Consider the following 17479-nt stretch of genomic DNA (forward strand, 5'->3'; position numbering starts at 1 on the left):
GGTCTAGCCCAGGCGGGGCGCCACCACAAAGCGGGCATCCTCTTGCCAATAATTCACCGGCCATTTGGCCGGATCGGGCTCAGGGTTCTGGTTGGGGCGGAAGGCGCCAAAGCGCACCGGCTCGCCCTTGCTCTTGACCCACTCGGCCATCGCATAGCCGGTGCCGGAGGGCCAGCACAGCACATCCTGCGCCGTCTTCCACTGGTATTCCACCAGCTCGGGCGACAGGCGCACGTCATCGGGCTGGCCCGCCACGCGCACATGGTAGGCGATCAACACCTGGTTCATGCGCAAAAACTCCCAGCAGCCAATCAGGCGCAGGGCCTGGGTCTGCAGGCCGGTCTCTTCCAGCACCTCGCGGGCAATGCCGGCCTCGGGCGATTCGCCAGCCTCCATGAAGCCAGTGATCAGGCCAAACATGCCCGGCTGCCACAGCGCATTGCGCGCCAGCAGCACCTGGCCCTGGTCGTTCTCGACGACAGCGGCCAGCACGGGCGTGGGGTTGCCCCAGTGCGTCCAGCCGCAGGCGGGGCAGCGCAGTCGGCTGACATCGCCGCTGTCCTCGGCCATCACCTTCCATTGCAGCGCCGTGGCGCAGTTCACGCAAAATTTCGTTTCGTATTGCATAGGGCTTTCATGCCGGCAACCGAGCGCTCATCGCTCGGCGCGCGTGCTCAGGCGGGAAACACGCCGGTGGACAGATAGCGGTCCCCCCGGTCGCAGACGACAAACACAATGGTAGCGTTGCGTTCGCGGCGCGCAATTTCCTGAGCGACATGGCAGGCGCCTGCCGCAGAAATACCGGCAAAGATGCCTTCGTCACGGGCGAGGCTGCGGGCCATGTCCTCGGCATCGTTCTGGGTTACATAGACCATCTCGTCGACCGCGCTCGGATCATAGATCTTGGGCAGGTACTCTTCGGGCCACTTGCGGATGCCGGGGATGCGCGAGCCCTCGGTCGGCTGGGCGCCGATGATGCGCACGGCCGGGTTCTTTTCCTTCAAGTAGCGCGAGACGCCGGTGATGGTGCCGGTCGTGCCCATCGCACTGACAAAGTGGGTGATCTGGCCGCCGGTCTGCTCCCAGATCTCAGGGCCGGTGGTCTCGTAATGCGCGCGCGGATTGTCCGGGTTGGCAAACTGGTCCAGCACAATGCCCTTGCCCTCGGCGACCATCTTGTCGGCCAGATCGCGGGCATATTCCATGCCGCCGCTCTTGGGCGTCAGGATCAGCTGCGCGCCATAGGCCTTCATCGTCTGCGCGCGCTCGATGGACAGGTCCTCGGGCATGATCAGCACCATGCGGTAGCCCTTGATGGCCGCGGCCATCGCCAACGCAATACCGGTGTTGCCCGAGGTCGCCTCGATCAAGGTATCACCGGGCTTGATCTCGCCGCGCTCCTGCGCGCGCTGGATCATCGACACCGCCGGCCGGTCCTTGACCGAGCCGGCCGGGTTGTTGCCCTCGAGCTTGCCCAGCACCACATTGCCATGGGCTTCGTTGTAGTCGGCACCGATGCGCTGCAGGGCCACCAGGGGGGTCTTGCCAATCGCATCCTCAATCGTTGGGTATTTTTTGGAGCTCATTATTTGTGCCATAATTGCGAGCTGCGATACAGACACAGCCCGGGTGGTGAAATTGGTAGACGCAGGGGACTCAAAATCCCCCGCCGCAAGGCGTGCCGGTTCGATTCCGGCCCCGGGCACCACATTCAAAGCCGTTAAGTTTAAACAACTTAGCGGCTTTTTCTTTGTCTGGCGTGGGGTGCTGCATGTCTAGGCGTTCGCGGTTAAAACCGATTGCGTTTGTTTAAAAACGATAGCAGCCGACATTCTAACCAGAGGGCAAGCCCCTTGTTGGGTTGGTGTTGGGGGTGCTTGGCATGCATCTGATTGAAGCATCGATGCATATCGCATACGCCTCCAGGCTTTCGCCATCACCACCCGCCAAATTGCGGCTGTCACCATCAGAGCACCCTGCAGCCATAAAAATTGCGGTGTGCATACGTTGGCATTGACCAGCTAGCCACTCCAGCACGAGCGAGAAAAAAGGCTGCATTGCCAAATGCGCCCACTCTGCACCACCAACGCAGCAAAAAGCCCTCACAAGGAGGGCTGGAACCAAACGATATGGCGCGGGAGGCGGCTTATTTCTCAACCCTCATGCGCTGATCCCTCTTGCGTCGCCAGGCCAGCAAACCCAAGGACGCCGTCAGGGCCGACAGCGCGCCCGCACCCAGGCCAGGCACGGCCTGTGCCACCGGGGGCGCAGCGGTGTAGCTGGGGCTCACGCTGGCGGAGCATCCGGTGCTGGCCGCGCACTCCCCACCGATGCCAGGGTTGACCGTAGCCGTGTTGTCCAGAGAAGCCAGGCCGGTTACGGTGCCCTTCAACGTAAACACCAGGCTGGAGTTGCCTGGCAAATCAAAGCTAGTGCCTGGCGCTGCTGGCACAGGGCAGACCGCAGCACCAGCGGCGGCAGCACAGCTCCACACCGGATTCGAGATACCAGCAGGCAGCGGATCCGCCAACATCAAGCCTGTCGCATTGGCAGTCCATTCGTTCGTAACCGTGATGGCGTACTGCACCGTCTGCCCCGGCTGGTAGCTTGCTTGATCCGCTGTTTTGGTGATGCTGATGGGAGAAGTCGACGAGGCGGTATAGGGCGGAGTGACCGTCGCTGAGCAGCCCGTCGTGGCAGAACACACGCCACCGGTGCCAGGGCTGATCGTTGCGGTGTTGTCCAGACTGGCACGGCCCGTGACCGTGCCTGACAAGCTGAACACCAGGCTGGATTGCGCAGGCAAGTCAAACACCACATTGGAGGTGACAGGGCTAGGACACATTGCCGTGCCCGCGCCTGCCGAGCAGGTCCACACCGGGTTGGCCACACCGGCAGGCACTGCATCTGCCAAGCTCAGGCCAGCAGCAGCTACCAAGCCTTGGCTTGTTACCGTTACGCTGTAGTTGATGGTTTCGCCCGGCACATAGCTGGCCTTGTCTGCCGTCTTGGTCACACTGATCGGTGATACTGAACAGACCGACTCCCCGGCAGTGCGGGCACGCGCCAGAAAGCCTGCGGCCCATCCGGTATCTGCCGTCGTAAATACGAGGGTATTGAGGCCAGCGACCCAGCCACTGTTCAGCGTGGTGTAAACCCCGCCGCCAAACCCGCCCCCTGAAAACGGAGCAACCGCAACGCCATTGACATAGGCCGCCTTGACCACGTCATCGCCCATGTATTCCATCTCGATGCGCAGGGCAGACGGCGGCACTTCGGGCGACAGGTTGAACTGGACCCGGTAGTGGTTGTTGAATGGCGTCGAACTAGGATTGGGACGCGGCCACCAGTTGCCCGGCGACGACTGATTGTTTGCTCCACCCACGCCCGTGAAGCCGGGACTGAGCCACTGTGCATCACCAAAAATAGCCCAGCTTCCGTCTACCGTCCCCGTCGTCCGGCCCTGCACCCAATTGGCGCCGTTAGGCGGGGGCGTTTGTGGCGAATTGGTGAGCTCCTGAAACTGGCTCCAAATGGGATCCTGCTGGAAAGTACCCAGCTTCGCTCCATTCAGAGCGCCGGTGTTGAGTTCGGAGACAAGGCTGGAGCACGATAGCGTCGGCACCGTCGTTTGCGCAAAAGAAGACAGCGCGCAGGCCGCAGCCGCAAAGGCCAAAAGTTGCTTTTTCATTGCCGTGGGTGAGATAGAAGAATGGGATTCGGGGGATTTCGCAACGGGACAGAACAACCACCACATCGCAGGCACTTGGACCAGCCATGAAAGAAACACATTGTCACACTTGTAGTCAAAAAGTGTTATATAAAGTTTCTTTTACGATTGAATATTTCTAAGCTATTTGCTTATAAGGGTGCCTGCTCCCCCTCAGGAAGGCGGGGACGCGGACGGTCGCTCAAAGTGTTCAAGCCGTTGCCGCACAACGAACGACCGTTGTGCCTCCGAGAGGGGATGCCTATTTGGTCGCAAGACGCTTGCATCCAGCGCCGCTGATGACCAGCGCATGTCCATTGTCGAACCCCACGAAGCCAGATAGCCAAGATGGCATTGACCGACCGCGCAAACCATCTGCAGAGGCGGAAAACCAGATGGAGCCCCATGGCAGTTGACCATGCGATTATTGGAATCGTCCCCCACAATCATCCAATACCATGGCGATTATTCATCCCCACCCGATTTACCACGCCCGCCCATTTGCTCGTCATAAAACTGGCCCAGGCCCAGGCTGCCCACATCGCGGCGCAAATGGATATCGTAGATAAAAATCTTGTTGAATACCCGGTCCAGCCGCACATACTGGTAGGTCGCCACCGTGGTTTCATTGACCACCAGCTTGATGGGATCCGTTCGGTACACGCCAAAATGGCTGGTGGGCTTGAGTTTTATCTTCGAAAACGGCTCTGACGACAAATACACGTAGACAGGGGTGTACATTGAGTAAATATTGTCTTTGCGAATTAGGGGCAGCAAATACCATTACCACCCATTACCTGCGCCACCATCAAAAATTCCGCACTGGGTTCTCCCCCAGCGCGGACGATAAATGATGAAACGGCTACAGCGATTAACTCTGCGCTAACACTTAGCTATAATTGATAGCTATATGATATTCGATTAAATCTATTTGCGGTTAACAACAACTATCAGTTTGCAGTTGTTTGCCATTCGTGTGAAATCTGTTTTAAGGGGGATGCAGCAGCAGCCGCAGACCACTTGGTTGAAGCACCAGCCCCGATGGCGCAGGGGCAGCTGTGCCAGTTGCGCTTCTACAGCGCAATATTTGCCATATTTTTATACAGTCCTATGCTTGGCGGCCTTCAGCACCATATAGCCACAACGCATTCATTACACTAGATAGTTAGCTTAAAAATTCATAGCAATTTCAGGCAACGGGTAGCAATTTGAGCCACAATACGGCAGTTGTCCTGCTGTGCTGGCTGAAGGTCGGCATGCCCCGGTTGTCGTAGTTCATGGCCTGCCCTCCTCCCCGTTCCGCCAAGCGCCCCGCCAAAAAGAAGAAAGCATCCAAGTCCGCCCCCGGCCTGCTGCGCGGTTTTTTGCGCGGCATGGTGGGCAAAGGGGCGATTGCCGCCTACAGCGCGGTCGCGGCCATCGCGTCGGCCGCCTATGTACCGCAACTCGACCATATCCGCCAATGGGCTGTCAGCCATAGCACCCAGTGGCTGCAGCAGCTTCCACCGGTGCAAACGGTGCAGCATTGGGTGGAAGAGGTCCAGTCCACCGCTGCAGACTGGCAAAGCCGCTTTATAGAAATTGCCCGGCAAAGCCGGGGCGCTGCGTCAGATGCCGGGCACGCCAACGCGCCTTCCTCAGCCGCCACCACCCCGCCCCCCTCCAGCCAGGCGGGCAGCGACAGGGGCAGCCAGGGCTTTGCCGACTGTGCCGAGCAGCTGCCCGCCAGCGCGCCGCTCAGTGCTGCCAGTGTGGGGCGCAACTGGATGCCCGTCACCCTGTGCTCGACCGGGTTTGCGGTGCTGTATTCGGGGCTGTCCAAAACGCCGATCGTCACGGTGGAGCGCTTGAGCCGCCAGCGGCTGCAAGGCGCGGCGGGCTTGCAGCGCACCGACCACTTTTATGCCGATGCACGCCTGCGCGCGGCCTACAAGGCCGAGCTGTCCGATTACCAGGCCAGCGGCTATGACCGAGGCCATATGGCGCCAGCAGCGGACCAAAGCACCGCCACCGGCATGGCGCAGTCCTTTGCGCTGTCCAACATGGTGCCGCAGGACCCGACGCACAACCGCCAGGTCTGGTCTAAGCTCGAAGCGGATGTGCGCAAGTACGCCAAGCGCGCCAGCGGCAATGTCTTTGTCTATACCGGGCCCTTGTTTGAGGGCCAGACCCCCACCATTGGCCGCAACCAGGTCTGGGTGCCCAGCCATTTGTACAAGCTGGTGTTTGATGAGCAGCAGCAACGCGCCTGGGCCTGGGTGCTGCCCAACCGGGGCGATGCGCAGCTGGGCGCGCCGATGAGCTATGCGCAATTTGTGCAGCGGACGGGGCGCAATTTTCTGCCCCATCTGCACTGAACCCTTTGGCTGAGCTTTAAGCGCCCGGCTTCATCCAATCGGCATGCCAGCCGCCCCCCAGCTCCTGGATGAGTTGGGCCGCTGCCAGCTGCTGGTTCAGCTGCAGCTGGATCAAGGACCGGCGCGCCGACAGCGCAGTCGCCTGGGCGGTGACCACATCGGTATAGGGAACCTGTCCTTCCTTGTAGCGGTTGAGCATCTGCTGCTCGACCTTCTCGGCCGAATCCAGGCTTTGCTGCAGCAGCGGCTTTTGGGCATTGAGCGCCGCCACATTGCTCAGCACATCCTCGACCGCCTGGAACGCCGCCAGCACCGACTGGCGGTAGCTGGCCGTGCGGGCCGCATGCGCGGCGCGGGCCGAATCGACCTGCGCGGTGGTGGCGCCGGCGTTGAAGATGCTCTGGCTCAGCGATGCCCCCAGCGACCACAGCAGGCCCGAGGCGCTGAACAGGTTGCCCAGGTTGGATCCCGAACGGTTGAGCGAGCCGCTCAGGCTCAGGCTCGGGTAATAAGCCGCCTGAGCCACGCCGATCTGGGCATTGGCCGCAGCCACTGCACGCTCGGCAGCGGCAATATCGGGCCGGCGCTCCAGCAGGGTCGAGGGCACCACGCCCGGAATCTCGGGCACGGTCACGTTCCAGGCGGCAGGAGGCAGGTCAAACTGCGCCGGCGCCTGGCCCGTCAGCACGGCAATCGCATGCTCATAGGTCTGGCGCGACTGGCGCAGGGATTCCACACTGGCCTGGGTCGTCGTCAAGGTGGTCTGCGCCTGCAGCACCGCGGTGCGCGCCTCCACCCCCACGTCGTAGCGGTTCTGAGCAATCAGCAGGCTGCGCTGGTAACCCTCGATCGATTGCAGCAGGATCTGCATCTCGGCATCGGCCTCGCGCAGGCGGAAATAGTTCTGCACCAGGCTGCCCACGGCCGACAGGCGCGCAGCGGCCAGATCGGCTTCACTCGCCTGGGCACTGCTTTGGGCAGCGCTCACCGATTCGCGCAGACGGCCCCACAGGTCCGCATCCCAGGCGGCGCTGATGCCCAGCGAGGCACTGCCATTGCTGCTGGACTGGCTGCCGCCCTGGCGCGTCTGGCCCAGGCTGCCACTGACGGTCGGCAGCAAGCCGGCCTGCTCCACGCGCAGCGCCGCCTGGGCTTGCTGCACGGCGGCTGCGGCCGCGGCAATGTTCTGGTTGTGCACCTGCACCTGCGCGGCGAGCTGGTTGAGCGGCTCGTCTGCGAACAGCGTCCACCAGTCGCCCCGGTCCACCGCATCGTTGGGCTGGGCGCTTTGCCATAGCGCGCCCGCTTCCTTGAAGCTGGCAGGTGCTGGGGTGGCGGGCACCTGGTAGACGGGGGCCACCGAGCAGGCGCTCAACAGCCCGGCGCAGCACAGCGCCAGCGCTAGGCTGCGCAACAGGGGGAGGCGAGAAGGCTTGGAAAGATCAAGAGAAGGCGTCATGGCGTATCAGTGTTCCAGAGTGGGCATGCCGTCGCTCGAGGCACGGCCCAGGTCACGCTCGTTGGGTGCGCGGCGGCGCAGCTTGTCCATCAGCACATAGACCACGGGGGTGGTGACCAGGGTCAGCAATTGGCTGGCCAGCAGGCCGCCAATGATGGCGATGCCCAGCGGTTGGCGCAGCTCCGAGCCCTGGCCAAAGCCAATGGCCAGCGGCAAGGCACCCAGCGCAGCAGCCAAGGTGGTCATCAGGATGGGGCGAAAGCGCAGCAGGCAGGCTTCGCGCACCGCGTCGATCGCGGACAGCCCCCGCGATCGCTCGGCCTCCAGCGCAAAGTCGATGATCAAGATGGCGTTTTTCTTCACGATGCCAATGAGCAAGAACACCCCGATGAGCGCAATCACCGTGAACTGCATGTCAAACAGCATCAGCGCAATCACCGCGCCCACCCCCGCCGATGGCAGGGTGGACAATACGGTGATCGGGTGCACCAGGCTTTCATAGAGCATGCCCAGCACAATGTAGATCACGACAATCGCGGCCAGGATCAGGTAGAGCTGCTGGTTCTGCGACTTCTGAAAGCTCAGCGCCGTGCCCTGGAAGCTGCCGCGCACATTGATCGGCATGGCGATATCGGCCTCGGCCTGGGCAATCACCTGCTGGGCCTCGCTCAGCGCCACGCCTGCGTCCAGGTTGAACGATATCGTTGTCGACAGCTCACCGTCCTGGTGGTTCACACTGGTGGGCGCGGGGCGCTCTAGCACCTTGGCAAAGCTCGACAGCGGCACCATGGTGGCCACGCTGGTGCTGATCACGCTGCCGGTCGATGCACTGCGCAGGGCCGGGTTGGCCGCGGTGCCCTCGGTGCCGCTCAGATTCGATGGCACATAGATATCCTGCAACGCCGGGGGCCCGCGCGTGTACTCCGGTGCCCACTCCATGATCACCGAGTACTGGTTCAGATCGCTGTAGATGGTGGCCACCGAGCGCTGACCAAAGGCGTTGTAGAGCGCATTGTTGATGGACTTGGCATTCACCCCCAGGCGTGCTGCGGCCTGTTTGTCCACCTCCACATAGACTTCCACACCGCTGTCGGACTGGTCGGTGTCCACATCCTGCAGCAAGGGCTCTTGCTTGAGCCGCTCGGCCAGGCGCGTGGCCCATTTCTTCATGTCGGCGGTGTTGTCGCTCTTGAGGGTGTACTGGTAGGTCGAGTTCGACGAGCGCCCGCCCATGCGCAAATCCTGCACCGGGTTCAGAAACACGCGCAGACCGGTGATCTGCGACAGCTGCGGCCGCAGGCGCGCCACCACCTGCAGGCTGGTCACATCACGCTCGCTGACCGGCTTGAGGTTGATGAACACAAAGCCGCCGCCCGAGCGGCTGCCACCGGCAAAACCCACCACCGTGTCGATGGCCGGATCCTGCTGGATGATGGCCAGCGCCTCCTTGAGCTTGCCGGCCATCGCGGTCGACGAGATGCTCTGGTCCGCACGCAGGCCGCCAGCGAGCTGGCCGTTGTCCTGCTGCGGGAAAAAGCCCTTTTGCACATGCAGGAACAGATAGCCATTCATGCCGATGACGATCACCAGGATCAGCATCACCACGGCCTTGGCATGCAAGGCCCAATCCAGGCAGCGCTCATAAACGCGCAGCATCGCGTTGTAGCTGTTCTCCAGCGCGCGGGCAAAGCGGCCGCGCGGCGCCGTCTCGATGGCATCCTCATTGCGCAGAAACCAGGCGCACATCATCGGCGTCGTGGTCAGCGAGATGACCAGCGAGATCATCACCGCGACCGACAAGGTCACGGCGAATTCCTTGAACAAGCGGCCGATCTGCCCCTCCATGAACAGCAGCGGAATGAACACCGCCACCAGGGACAGGCTGATCGACAGCACGGTAAAGCCCACTTCGCGCGCGCCCTGCAGCGCGGCGGCCATCTTGTCCATGCCCTGCTCGATATGGCGGCTGGTGTTCTCCAGCACCACAATCGCGTCATCCACGACAAAACCGGTGGCCACCGTCAGCGCCATCAGGCTGAGGTTGTTGAGGCTATAGCCCAGCAGGTACATGACGCCAAAGGTGCCCAGCAGCGAAACGACGGTGGCCACGGCCGGAATCACCGTGGCGCGCGCCTTGCGGATAAAGGCGCCCACCACCAGCACCACCAGGATCACCGACACCATCAAGGTGGTCTCGATCTCGCGCAGCGACGAGCGGATCGAGTTGGTGCTGTCGCTGGCCACCTGGATCTTCACATCCTTGGGCAGCTGGGCCTGCAGCTCGGGCAGGAGCTTGCGCACGTTGTCCACGGTATTGATGATGTTGGCGCCGGGCTGGCGCGTGATCAGCACCAGGATGGCGGGCTGGCCGTTGAACAGGCCCATCGTGTAGACATTGGCTGGCCCGTCGATGACCCGCGCCACATCGCCCAGCCGGACGGCCGCATTGTCGCGCCAGCCGACCACCAGGCCCTGGTACCAGCTGGCCTTGCGCTCGGGCGCGGGGGTGTAGATCTGCAGGCGGTTACCACCACTCTCGATGGCGCCCTTGGGCCGGTTGGCATTGGCCGCCTGGATGGCGGCGCGCACATCTTCGGTCGCAATGCCGTAGTGGCTCAGCGCCTGGGGCAGCAGCTCGACCCGCACCGCCGGCAAGGAGCCGCCGCCGATTTCCACATCACCCACACCATCGACCTGCGAGATGCGCTGGCTCACCACGTTGGAGACCTCGTCATACAGCTCACCGGGCGTGCGCGTGGGCGAGGTCATCGCCAAGATGATGATCGGCGAATCCGAGGGGTTCATCTTGCGGTAGGTGGGGTTGCTGCGCAGGTCAGACGGCAGATCGGTGCGCGCGGCATTGATGGCCGCCTGCACCTCGCGCGCGGCGCCATTGATGTCGCGGTTGAGGTCAAACTGCAAGGTCACATTGGCCGAGCCGGTCGAGCTGCGCGAGGTCATCTCGTTGACCCCGGCAATCACACCCAGGTGGCGCTCCAGCGGCGTGGCCACGCTCGAGGCCATGTTCTCCGGGCTCGCACCCGAGAGGCTGGCCGTGACCGAGATCACCGGGTAGTCCACCTGCGGCAGCGGTGCCACCGGCAGCGCAAAGAACGCGGCAATACCCGCCAGTGCCATGCCGATGGTCAGCAGGACCGTTGCGACCGGGCGTTTGACAAAGGGCTGGGACAGGTTCATGCCTGCACCTCGGCATGGCTGCCATCGGCATTGCCGGCTTGGCGGCGGCCAAAGCGGGCACCCAGGCGGTCAAACACCAGGTAGATCACCGGCGTGGTGAACAGGGTCAGCAACTGGCTGAGCATCAGCCCGCCAAAAATGGCCAGGCCCAGCGGGCGGCGCAGCTCGGCGCCCTCGCCCCAGCCAAACATCAGCGGCAGCGCGGCAAACAAGGCGGCCAGGGTCGTCATCAAGATGGGCCGAAAGCGCAGCAAGGCCGCCTGGTGGATGGCCTCTTGCGGGCCCATGCCCTGGTTGCGCTCGGCATCGATCGCAAAGTCAATCATCATGATCGCGTTCTTCTTGACGATGCCAATCAGCAAGATGATGCCGATGATGCCGATCACACCCAGGTCGTTGCCGCTGATCATCAGCGCCAGCAAGGCGCCCACGCCAGCAGACGGCAAGGTGGACAAAATGGTCATCGGGTGCACATAGCTCTCGTACAGCACGCCCAGCACGATGTAGACGCAGATGAGCGCTGCCAGAATCAAGACCAGCTGGCTGGTGAGCGAGTTCTGGTAGGCGGCCGCAGCGCCGAGGAACTCCATGGTCAGCGACGCGGGCATGCCAATATCCTTGGCCGCCTGCTTGATGGCATCGACCGCATGGCCCAGCGACACGCCGGGCGCGGTGTCAAAGCCCAGGGTGGCGGCCGGGTACTGCGACACGCGCGTCACCTGCAGCGGTGCCATCTGCTCCTCGATCTTGGCAATCGCCGACAGCGGCGTCGCGCCCGTGCTGCTGGCATTGATCGCCAGGTTGCCCAAGGTCTGCACGCTGTTGAGCTGCTCCTGCTGCGCCTCCAGAATCACGCGGTACTGGTTGGTCTCGGTAAAGATGGTCGAGACAATGCGCTGGCCAAAGGCACTGTAGAGGCTGTCATCAATGCTGCTGGCGCTGATGCCCAGGCGCGATGCGGTATCGCGGTCCACATTCACATAAGCCGACAGGCCCTTGCGCCCGGCGTCGCTGGTGGAATTGCGCACCTGAGCCACATTCTGCAACTGGCTGACGAGCTTTTGCGTCCAGTCATTGACCTGGTCGGTGTTCACGCCGCCAATCGAGAGGCGGTATTCGGTGGGACCGGTTTGCGAGTCGATGGTCAGGTCCTGCGAGGGCTGCAGAAAAATGCGCACCCCTGCCACCTGGCTCACCCGCTCGCGCAGGCGCTGCATCACCTCGTCCTGCGCATCATGCGGCCGGGTCAGATTGATCGACAGGCTGCCGGTGTTGAGCATGGTGTTGTTGGCGGCATCCACGCCCACCACCGAGCTGACCGAGGCCACATCCTTGTCCTGCAGAATGGCGCTCACCGCCTGCTGCTGCAGGTTGCTCATGCGGGCAAAGGACACTTCTTGCGCCGCCTCGATCTGCGCTTGGAGCTGGCCGGTGTCCTGCGTCGGGAACAGGCCCTTGGGGATGGCCAGGTAGAGCAGGCCCGTCAGCACCACGGTGGCCACGGCCACGACCAGGGTCAGCGCCTGGTGGCGAAACACCCAGTGCAGGCCCCGGTCGTAGTGGTGGATCACTTTGTCAAAACCGCGCTGCACCGAGCTGGCCCAGCCGCGCGTGTGCGCGCTGGTGTCCTCTTGTTTGAGCCAGCGCGCTGACATCATCGGCACCAGGGTGAGCGACACCACTGCCGAGATCAGGATGGTGATGGCCAAGGTCACCGCAAACTCGCGGAACAGGCGCCCGACGATATCGCCCATGAAGAGCAGCGGAATCAGCACCGCAATCAGCGACACCGTCAGCGAGATGATGGTGAAGCCGATCTGCGCCGCGCCCTTCAAGGCAGCGGCCATCGGCGTCTCGCCCTCTTCGATGTAGCGCGCAATGTTCTCGATCATCACGATCGCATCGTCGACGACAAAGCCGGTGGCAATGGTGAGCGCCATCAGGCTCAGGTTGTTCAGGCTGTAGCCCAGCAGGTACATGGCCCCGCAGCTGCCGATCAGCGAGATCGGCACGGCCAGGCTTGCAATGACAGTGGCACGCAGGCTGTGCAGGAAGAAGAAGATCACCAGCACCACCATCACCACGGCCAGCGCCAGCTCCATCTGCACATGCTCGACCGAGGCGCGGATGCCGGTGGTGCGGTCGGTCAGCACCTTGACCTCGACCGAGGCCGGCAGGGACGCGGTGAGCTCGGGCAAGCGCTGCTTGATCGCATCCACTGTCGCAATCACATTGGCGCCGGGCTGGCGCTGCACGTTCAAGATGATGGCCGGCGTCTCATCGACCCAGGCAGCGAGCCGGTCGTTCTCGGCGCTCGCCACCACACGGGCCACATCCTTCATCAGCACCGGGGCGCCGTCCTTCCAGGACACCACCAGGTTCATGTAGTCGGCAGCAGTCAGCAGCTGGTCATTGCTGTTGATCGAGTAGGAGCGCTTGGGGCCATCAAAACTGCCCTTGGCGGTGTTGGAGTTGGCATTGCTGATGGCAGTGCGCAGGCTGCTCAAGGTGATGCCATTGGCCGCCAGCGCCTGGGTGTTGGCCTGGATGCGCATCGCAGGCTTTTGCCCGCCTTCCAGGCTGACCAGTCCCACGCCGGTGACTTGGCTGATCTTCTGCGCCAGGCGGGTGTTGACGATGTTCTGCACCTCGGTGAGCGGCAGCTCCTTGGAGGTGATGGCCAGGCTCATCACCGGCGTGTCGGCCGGGTTGACCTTGGCATAGATCGGGGGTGCGGGCAGATCGGCCGGCAGCAATGCACTGCTGGCGTTGATCGCCGCCTGCACCTCTTGCTCGGCCACATCCAGCGACAAGCCCAGCTGGAACTGCAAGGTCACAATCGACACGCCCGCTGCGCTGGTCGATGCCATGCGGTCCAGGCCGGACATCTGGCCGAGCTGGCGCTCGAGCGGCGCGCTCACCGTGCGGCTCATCACCTCGGGGCTGGCCCCCGGGTACAAGGTCTGCACCTGGATCGTCGGGTAATCCACCTCGGGCAGCGCCGACAGCGGCAGCAGCCGAAAGCCCACCAGACCGGTCAGCACGATGGCCAGCATCAGCAAGGCCGTCGCTACCGGCCGCTGGATAAAGGGACGGGAAGGACTCATCGCTCAGCCCGCCTTATGGGTTGGCGCGCTGGGCGGGTTGCACGGTGCTGGCCGCTGGCGCCATGCCCTTGGGCACCTCCTCCGGTTTGATCGCGGGTGCGGTCTGGCCGGAGCCGGTCGCAGGGGTTGCTCCGCCCGAGCCACCCGAACCGCCAGAACCACTGGCGCCAGCGGCGGGTTGGTCCGGGTTCACCGCAGGGGCTGCGGCACTGGGCTGGCCAGCATTGGGCTCAACGGCTGCACCGCCACCACCACCACCGCCGGCGGGCGCGCCATTGCCCGCCGCACCGCCGGGTGCCGCACCATTGGCGCCACGGCCTTCGCCATTGCCTCGGCGTCCACCACCCTCGCGCGGGCCGCGCCGGCCACTGCTGGCGCCATGGGCCTGGGTGGGCGTATCGCCCTGCAGGGCCACCACGGCGCCATCCTTCAAGCGGTCGGCGCCCTCGGTCACCACCAGCTCGCCCTCCTTGAGGCCCGTGTTGATGGCCACCCATTCGACCGTGCTCATGCCCCGGATGACGGTGCGCTGGGTCACGGTGCGGTCGGCGTTGATCACGTAGACAAAATCGCCATTCCCACCGGTGCGGATGGCGGTGACCGGCACCACCAGCGCGCTCTCGTCCTTCAAGGTCAAACGGGTGTTGACAAACTGGTTGGGAAAGAGCGAGCCATCGCTGTTGTCGAACCGGGCCTTGGCCTTGACGGTGCCCGTCGCGGTGTCAACCAGGTTGTCCAAGGTCAGGAACACGCCCTGGGCCAGGGTCTTGTTGCCTGCGCGATCGAGCGCTGCCACCGGCAGCCGGGCATCGGCCTTTTGCGCGCCCAGCACCGAGGGGATATGGTCCTGCGGCACGGTAAAGCTCACATCGATCGGCGCAATCTTGGTGATGACGGCGATGCCGGTGGTGCCGCCGGCGCTGATGTAGTTGCCCGGGTCCATCGTGCGCAGACCGATGCGGCCATCGATGGGTGAGGTGATGCTGGCATAACCCAGGTTGAGCTGGGCGGTCTGCACCTGGGCCTGGTCGGTGAGCACCGTGCCTTCGAGCTGCTTGGCCAGCGCGGCCTGCGTGTCCAGATCCTGGCGGGCAATCGAATCCTGGTCCCACAAGGTCTGGTAGCGCTTGAGCGTCACGCGCGCGGCATCGAGCTGCGCCTGGTCGCGCGCCAACTGGCCCTTGGCCTGCTGCAGCGCTTGCTCAAACGGGCGGGGGTCGATCTGGGCGAGCTTCTGGCCTTTCTTGACCATCTGGCCTTCGGTGAACAGCACATCGCGCAGAATGCCCGAGACCTGGGTGGTCAGGGTCACCGTGGTGGTGGGCACCACCGTGCCCATTGCCGTCAGGGTCACCGGCAGGGTTTGGCGTTTGGCAGCGGCACTGCCCACGGTGACGGCCATCGCCCGCATCGCGCCCGGGCCCATGCCGGGAGGGCCACCGGCGCCCGGTGGGCCGCCCATGCCAGGTGCACCGGCTGCCATGCCGCTCGGGTTCTTCTTGCTCTGCACCAGGTACCAGGCCCCGCCTGCCAGCCCCGCCACCAGCACGATGGCGATCGTCGAGCCCAGCCAGCGGCTGCGCCGCTTGGGTGCTGCTGCAGCACCGGGGTTCAACCCGGCGTCTGCCGCGCCGGGGGTTGGGGTGGGACGGGTGGAATTATTGGAGTTATGGTCCATGGCAGCAATCGGTAGAGGTGAGTTACAGCAGCGGCCTGTGGCAAAGCTCCACCATCAGCACCGGCATGTAAAGAATGACCGCATCCTAGTGCAGCCATGTTGCACCTGCCCTGTACCGACTGCGAAGATAAGTAAACGCCACCGCCGCCAGCCCCGAGTCTACTGAGATTCCGTGGCAGCACGCCGCTGGCAAGGCTGTTGGACACGCAGGTTTTTTGCGGCGCAGTTTCTTGGCTGCCTGCAGCCACCCATCGCCATTCCTGGCGCGGCAAAGCGCAAGCCAGCCAACACGGCTGCAGCGGCCCAGCAGCTTGCAGATCACCCCTAGCCTGCGCATCGCGCAGCGGTCCCGCTTTGTCCCCATTGCACGGGCACAATGCTGTGGAAAGCTGTGAAGAAGCTTGTAGATAAGCAGGGCAAGCCGCTGATTCCTAAGCCAAATGCCAGCCTTGCTCAAAATTGAGGCATATGGGGCCTGGGCGCGTCATTCGCGCAGTTTCAACGCCACTACACTGCTGGCCCTGGCCTCTTCTGGCACTGGAGCACCGCTGTTTTGGCGCAGCGCAGCGTTGTCCCCAGTCCGTGGGCACAATGCTGTGGAAAGCTCTGTGCACAGCTGTAGATAAGCCACCCAAATCGTTGAAACTAAGACAAAAAGTTAACCATGATGAAAAAAAAGGCAGCCTGCTTGGGCTGCCTGGGTGCTGTGGAGAACAGCGGGCTGAGGATCAGGCATCGCGGCGCTTGATCTGTTGCAGGCCTTCTGAGGTGATGACCATGTAGCCCTCACGCTCCACCACCATGCCGCGTTCCAGTAAGCGCTTGGAGACATGTGCATGCACAGCATCCTGCAGCGAAATCTTTTCTCCCAGTTCCAGTTTCTTCAAAGCGGCCAACTCATCGACCGTGGGTTCGAACACGGGAGCGTGGTAAGCGGTATGGGTGGTGTTGGTAGACAACATGGCAACTCCTTATATGGTTGCGATACGTGCGTGTAGGCCTCGGACTTGCTCGGGGTCTGCGCGTTGGCGCATCTGGTCAATGAATGCCACGAAGCGTAAGACCGTTTTTCGAAAGCGCCTGTAGGCGAATACCGCTAGCCTATCGCACTGTGGAGCCGCATTGCATAACTTTACGACGGCGCTGCCGGAGCTTTACAGCGCAGCAGCGCAACGCAGTTTGGGTGCCGCTCAGCGCGTCGGCCAGCTTCCCAGCTGGTAGGCGCTGTCCCAGAACATCCATTCGAGCTCAGCACTGTAGCGGTAGGCCTCGGCCATGCGCGTGCGGGTGGCGCTGTCAGCGGCGTCCGCCACACGGTCGATCGTGGCGATGACGGCGCGCACAGCGGCGTGGAATTCTTCACTGGCATAGGTGTCCACCCAGGCCTGGTAGGGGTTACCGGGCTGGGAGCGAGCATGGATGTCCCGCCCCACTTCGGCATAGATCCAAAAGCAGGGCAAGAGCCCGGCCAGCGCCACCGGGTAGCTCTCCGACCAGCTGTTGGCCAGCAAAAAGCTCGTGTAGTGGTGGCAGGCCGGTGTCAGTGGCGTGGCGGCAAAGTCCTGCGCGCTGATGCCGAAGTCGCGCATAAAGCCATCGTGCAGCTTGCGCTCCTCGACCACCGCCTCATTGGCGGCATTGGCAAACTGCACCACGCCCTCGGCCTGGTCGGCCTTGGCGGCAGCGACGGCCAGCGCACGGCCATAGGCCACCAGGTAATGCGCATCCTGGATCATGTAATGGCGAAAGCGCTCGACCGACAAGCTGCCTGCCGCCAGCTCGCGGTTGAAGGGATGGTCCAAGGTGCGCTGGTACAGCGCCTGGTTGGCTTGCCACAAGGCCTGGCAAAACGACATGCAAACTCCTCAAGAGATCGTGGACAAGCGCTGATTGTCGGCCAGTGCCGGGCCGCTGGGCAGTATCCAACCCCAGAACAGCCCGGGCATGCATGCAGCGCAGAACCGGCTACGA

11 protein-coding genes and 1 tRNA gene are annotated in these 17479 nt (G+C 63.2%); 2 read left to right on the forward strand and 10 right to left on the reverse strand.

Translation table 11 applies throughout. The features are described 5' to 3' along the window. Window positions 1–3 precede the first annotated feature (3 nt). Both WH303_RS19105 and cysM read right to left on the reverse strand, forming a co-directional pair. Window positions 4–627 (reverse strand): NUDIX hydrolase, encoded by a 624-nt coding sequence (locus WH303_RS19105; protein ID WP_312986942.1) that lies wholly within the window; start codon window positions 625–627, stop codon window positions 4–6. Between the two features lie 47 nt (window positions 628–674). After that, window positions 675–1586 (reverse strand): cysteine synthase CysM, encoded by a 912-nt coding sequence (gene cysM, locus WH303_RS19110; RefSeq protein WP_260719907.1) that lies wholly within the window; start codon window positions 1584–1586, stop codon window positions 675–677. A 37-nt stretch (window positions 1587–1623) separates the two neighbouring features. Here cysM and WH303_RS19115 point away from each other — a divergent pair. Next, a tRNA-Leu gene (locus WH303_RS19115) sits at window positions 1624–1708 on the forward strand. Window positions 1709–2146: 438 nt separating this feature from the next. Here WH303_RS19115 and WH303_RS19120 read toward each other — a convergent pair. Beyond that, the gene (locus WH303_RS19120; RefSeq protein ID WP_339520425.1) at window positions 2147–3691 is read right to left on the reverse strand and encodes a DUF11 domain-containing protein; all 1545 of its coding nucleotides are present in this window, start codon (window positions 3689–3691) and stop codon (window positions 2147–2149) included. Window positions 3692–4174: 483 nt separating this feature from the next. After that, on the reverse strand, window positions 4175–4450 hold the full coding sequence (locus WH303_RS19125) for a hypothetical protein (protein WP_021025765.1): 276 nt from the start codon (window positions 4448–4450) through the stop codon (window positions 4175–4177). Between the two features lie 536 nt (window positions 4451–4986). Here WH303_RS19125 and WH303_RS19130 point away from each other — a divergent pair. Beyond that, window positions 4987–6066 (forward strand): DNA/RNA non-specific endonuclease, encoded by a 1080-nt coding sequence (locus WH303_RS19130; RefSeq protein WP_339520427.1) that lies wholly within the window; start codon window positions 4987–4989, stop codon window positions 6064–6066. 16 nt (window positions 6067–6082) lie between these two features. On the opposite strand, the gene WH303_RS19135 is transcribed toward WH303_RS19130, so the two are convergent. The 6 genes from WH303_RS19135 to tenA form a co-directional block, all read right to left on the reverse strand. Next, on the reverse strand, window positions 6083–7525 hold the full coding sequence (locus WH303_RS19135) for an efflux transporter outer membrane subunit (RefSeq protein WP_339520429.1): 1443 nt from the start codon (window positions 7523–7525) through the stop codon (window positions 6083–6085). A 6-nt stretch (window positions 7526–7531) separates the two neighbouring features. Then, entirely contained in the window at window positions 7532–10723 is a 3192-nt protein-coding gene (locus WH303_RS19140; protein ID WP_339520431.1) for an efflux RND transporter permease subunit, read from the reverse strand. Further along, complete coding sequence (locus tag WH303_RS19145; protein ID WP_339520432.1) at window positions 10720–13830, reverse strand: efflux RND transporter permease subunit; 3111 nt, start codon at window positions 13828–13830, stop codon at window positions 10720–10722. Before WH303_RS19145 ends, WH303_RS19140 begins: the two co-directional genes overlap by 4 nt. Window positions 13831–13843: 13 nt before the next feature. After that, window positions 13844–15508: an MdtA/MuxA family multidrug efflux RND transporter periplasmic adaptor subunit gene (locus WH303_RS19150; RefSeq protein WP_339520433.1), complete on the reverse strand. Its 1665-nt coding sequence runs from the start codon at window positions 15506–15508 to the stop codon at window positions 13844–13846. 728 nt (window positions 15509–16236) lie between these two features. Beyond that, the gene (locus WH303_RS19155; protein WP_021027653.1) at window positions 16237–16470 is read right to left on the reverse strand and encodes a hypothetical protein; all 234 of its coding nucleotides are present in this window, start codon (window positions 16468–16470) and stop codon (window positions 16237–16239) included. Between the two features lie 228 nt (window positions 16471–16698). After that, window positions 16699–17364, reverse strand: coding sequence for a thiaminase II (gene tenA, locus WH303_RS19160; protein WP_339520434.1), 666 nt, complete (start codon window positions 17362–17364; stop codon window positions 16699–16701). Window positions 17365–17479: the final 115 nt, after the last annotated feature.

It is taken from the genome of Comamonas sp. MYb69 (assembly GCF_037479315.1).
GTDB lineage: Bacteria > Pseudomonadota > Gammaproteobacteria > Burkholderiales > Burkholderiaceae_C > Comamonas.

Bases quoted from the DNA above. Each gene is read 5' to 3' on its own strand.
- WH303_RS19155 (WP_021027653.1), bottom strand. From the start codon at position 16,470: ATGTTGTCTACCAACACCACCCATACCGCTTACCACGCTCCCGTGTTC.
- WH303_RS19105 (WP_312986942.1), bottom strand. From the start codon at position 627: ATGCAATACGAAACGAAATTTTGCGTGAACTGCGCCACGGCGCTGCAA.
- WH303_RS19150 (WP_339520433.1), bottom strand. From the start codon at position 15,508: ATGGACCATAACTCCAATAATTCCACCCGTCCCACCCCAACCCCCGGC.
- WH303_RS19140 (WP_339520431.1), bottom strand. From the start codon at position 10,723: ATGAACCTGTCCCAGCCCTTTGTCAAACGCCCGGTCGCAACGGTCCTG.
- WH303_RS19130 (WP_339520427.1), top strand. From the start codon at position 4,987: ATGGCCTGCCCTCCTCCCCGTTCCGCCAAGCGCCCCGCCAAAAAGAAG.
- WH303_RS19120 (WP_339520425.1), bottom strand. From the start codon at position 3,691: ATGAAAAAGCAACTTTTGGCCTTTGCGGCTGCGGCCTGCGCGCTGTCT.
- WH303_RS19135 (WP_339520429.1), bottom strand. From the start codon at position 7,525: ATGACGCCTTCTCTTGATCTTTCCAAGCCTTCTCGCCTCCCCCTGTTG.
- tenA (WP_339520434.1), bottom strand. From the start codon at position 17,364: ATGTCGTTTTGCCAGGCCTTGTGGCAAGCCAACCAGGCGCTGTACCAG.
- WH303_RS19125 (WP_021025765.1), bottom strand. From the start codon at position 4,450: ATGTACACCCCTGTCTACGTGTATTTGTCGTCAGAGCCGTTTTCGAAG.
- WH303_RS19145 (WP_339520432.1), bottom strand. From the start codon at position 13,830: ATGAGTCCTTCCCGTCCCTTTATCCAGCGGCCGGTAGCGACGGCCTTG.
- cysM (WP_260719907.1), bottom strand. From the start codon at position 1,586: ATGAGCTCCAAAAAATACCCAACGATTGAGGATGCGATTGGCAAGACC.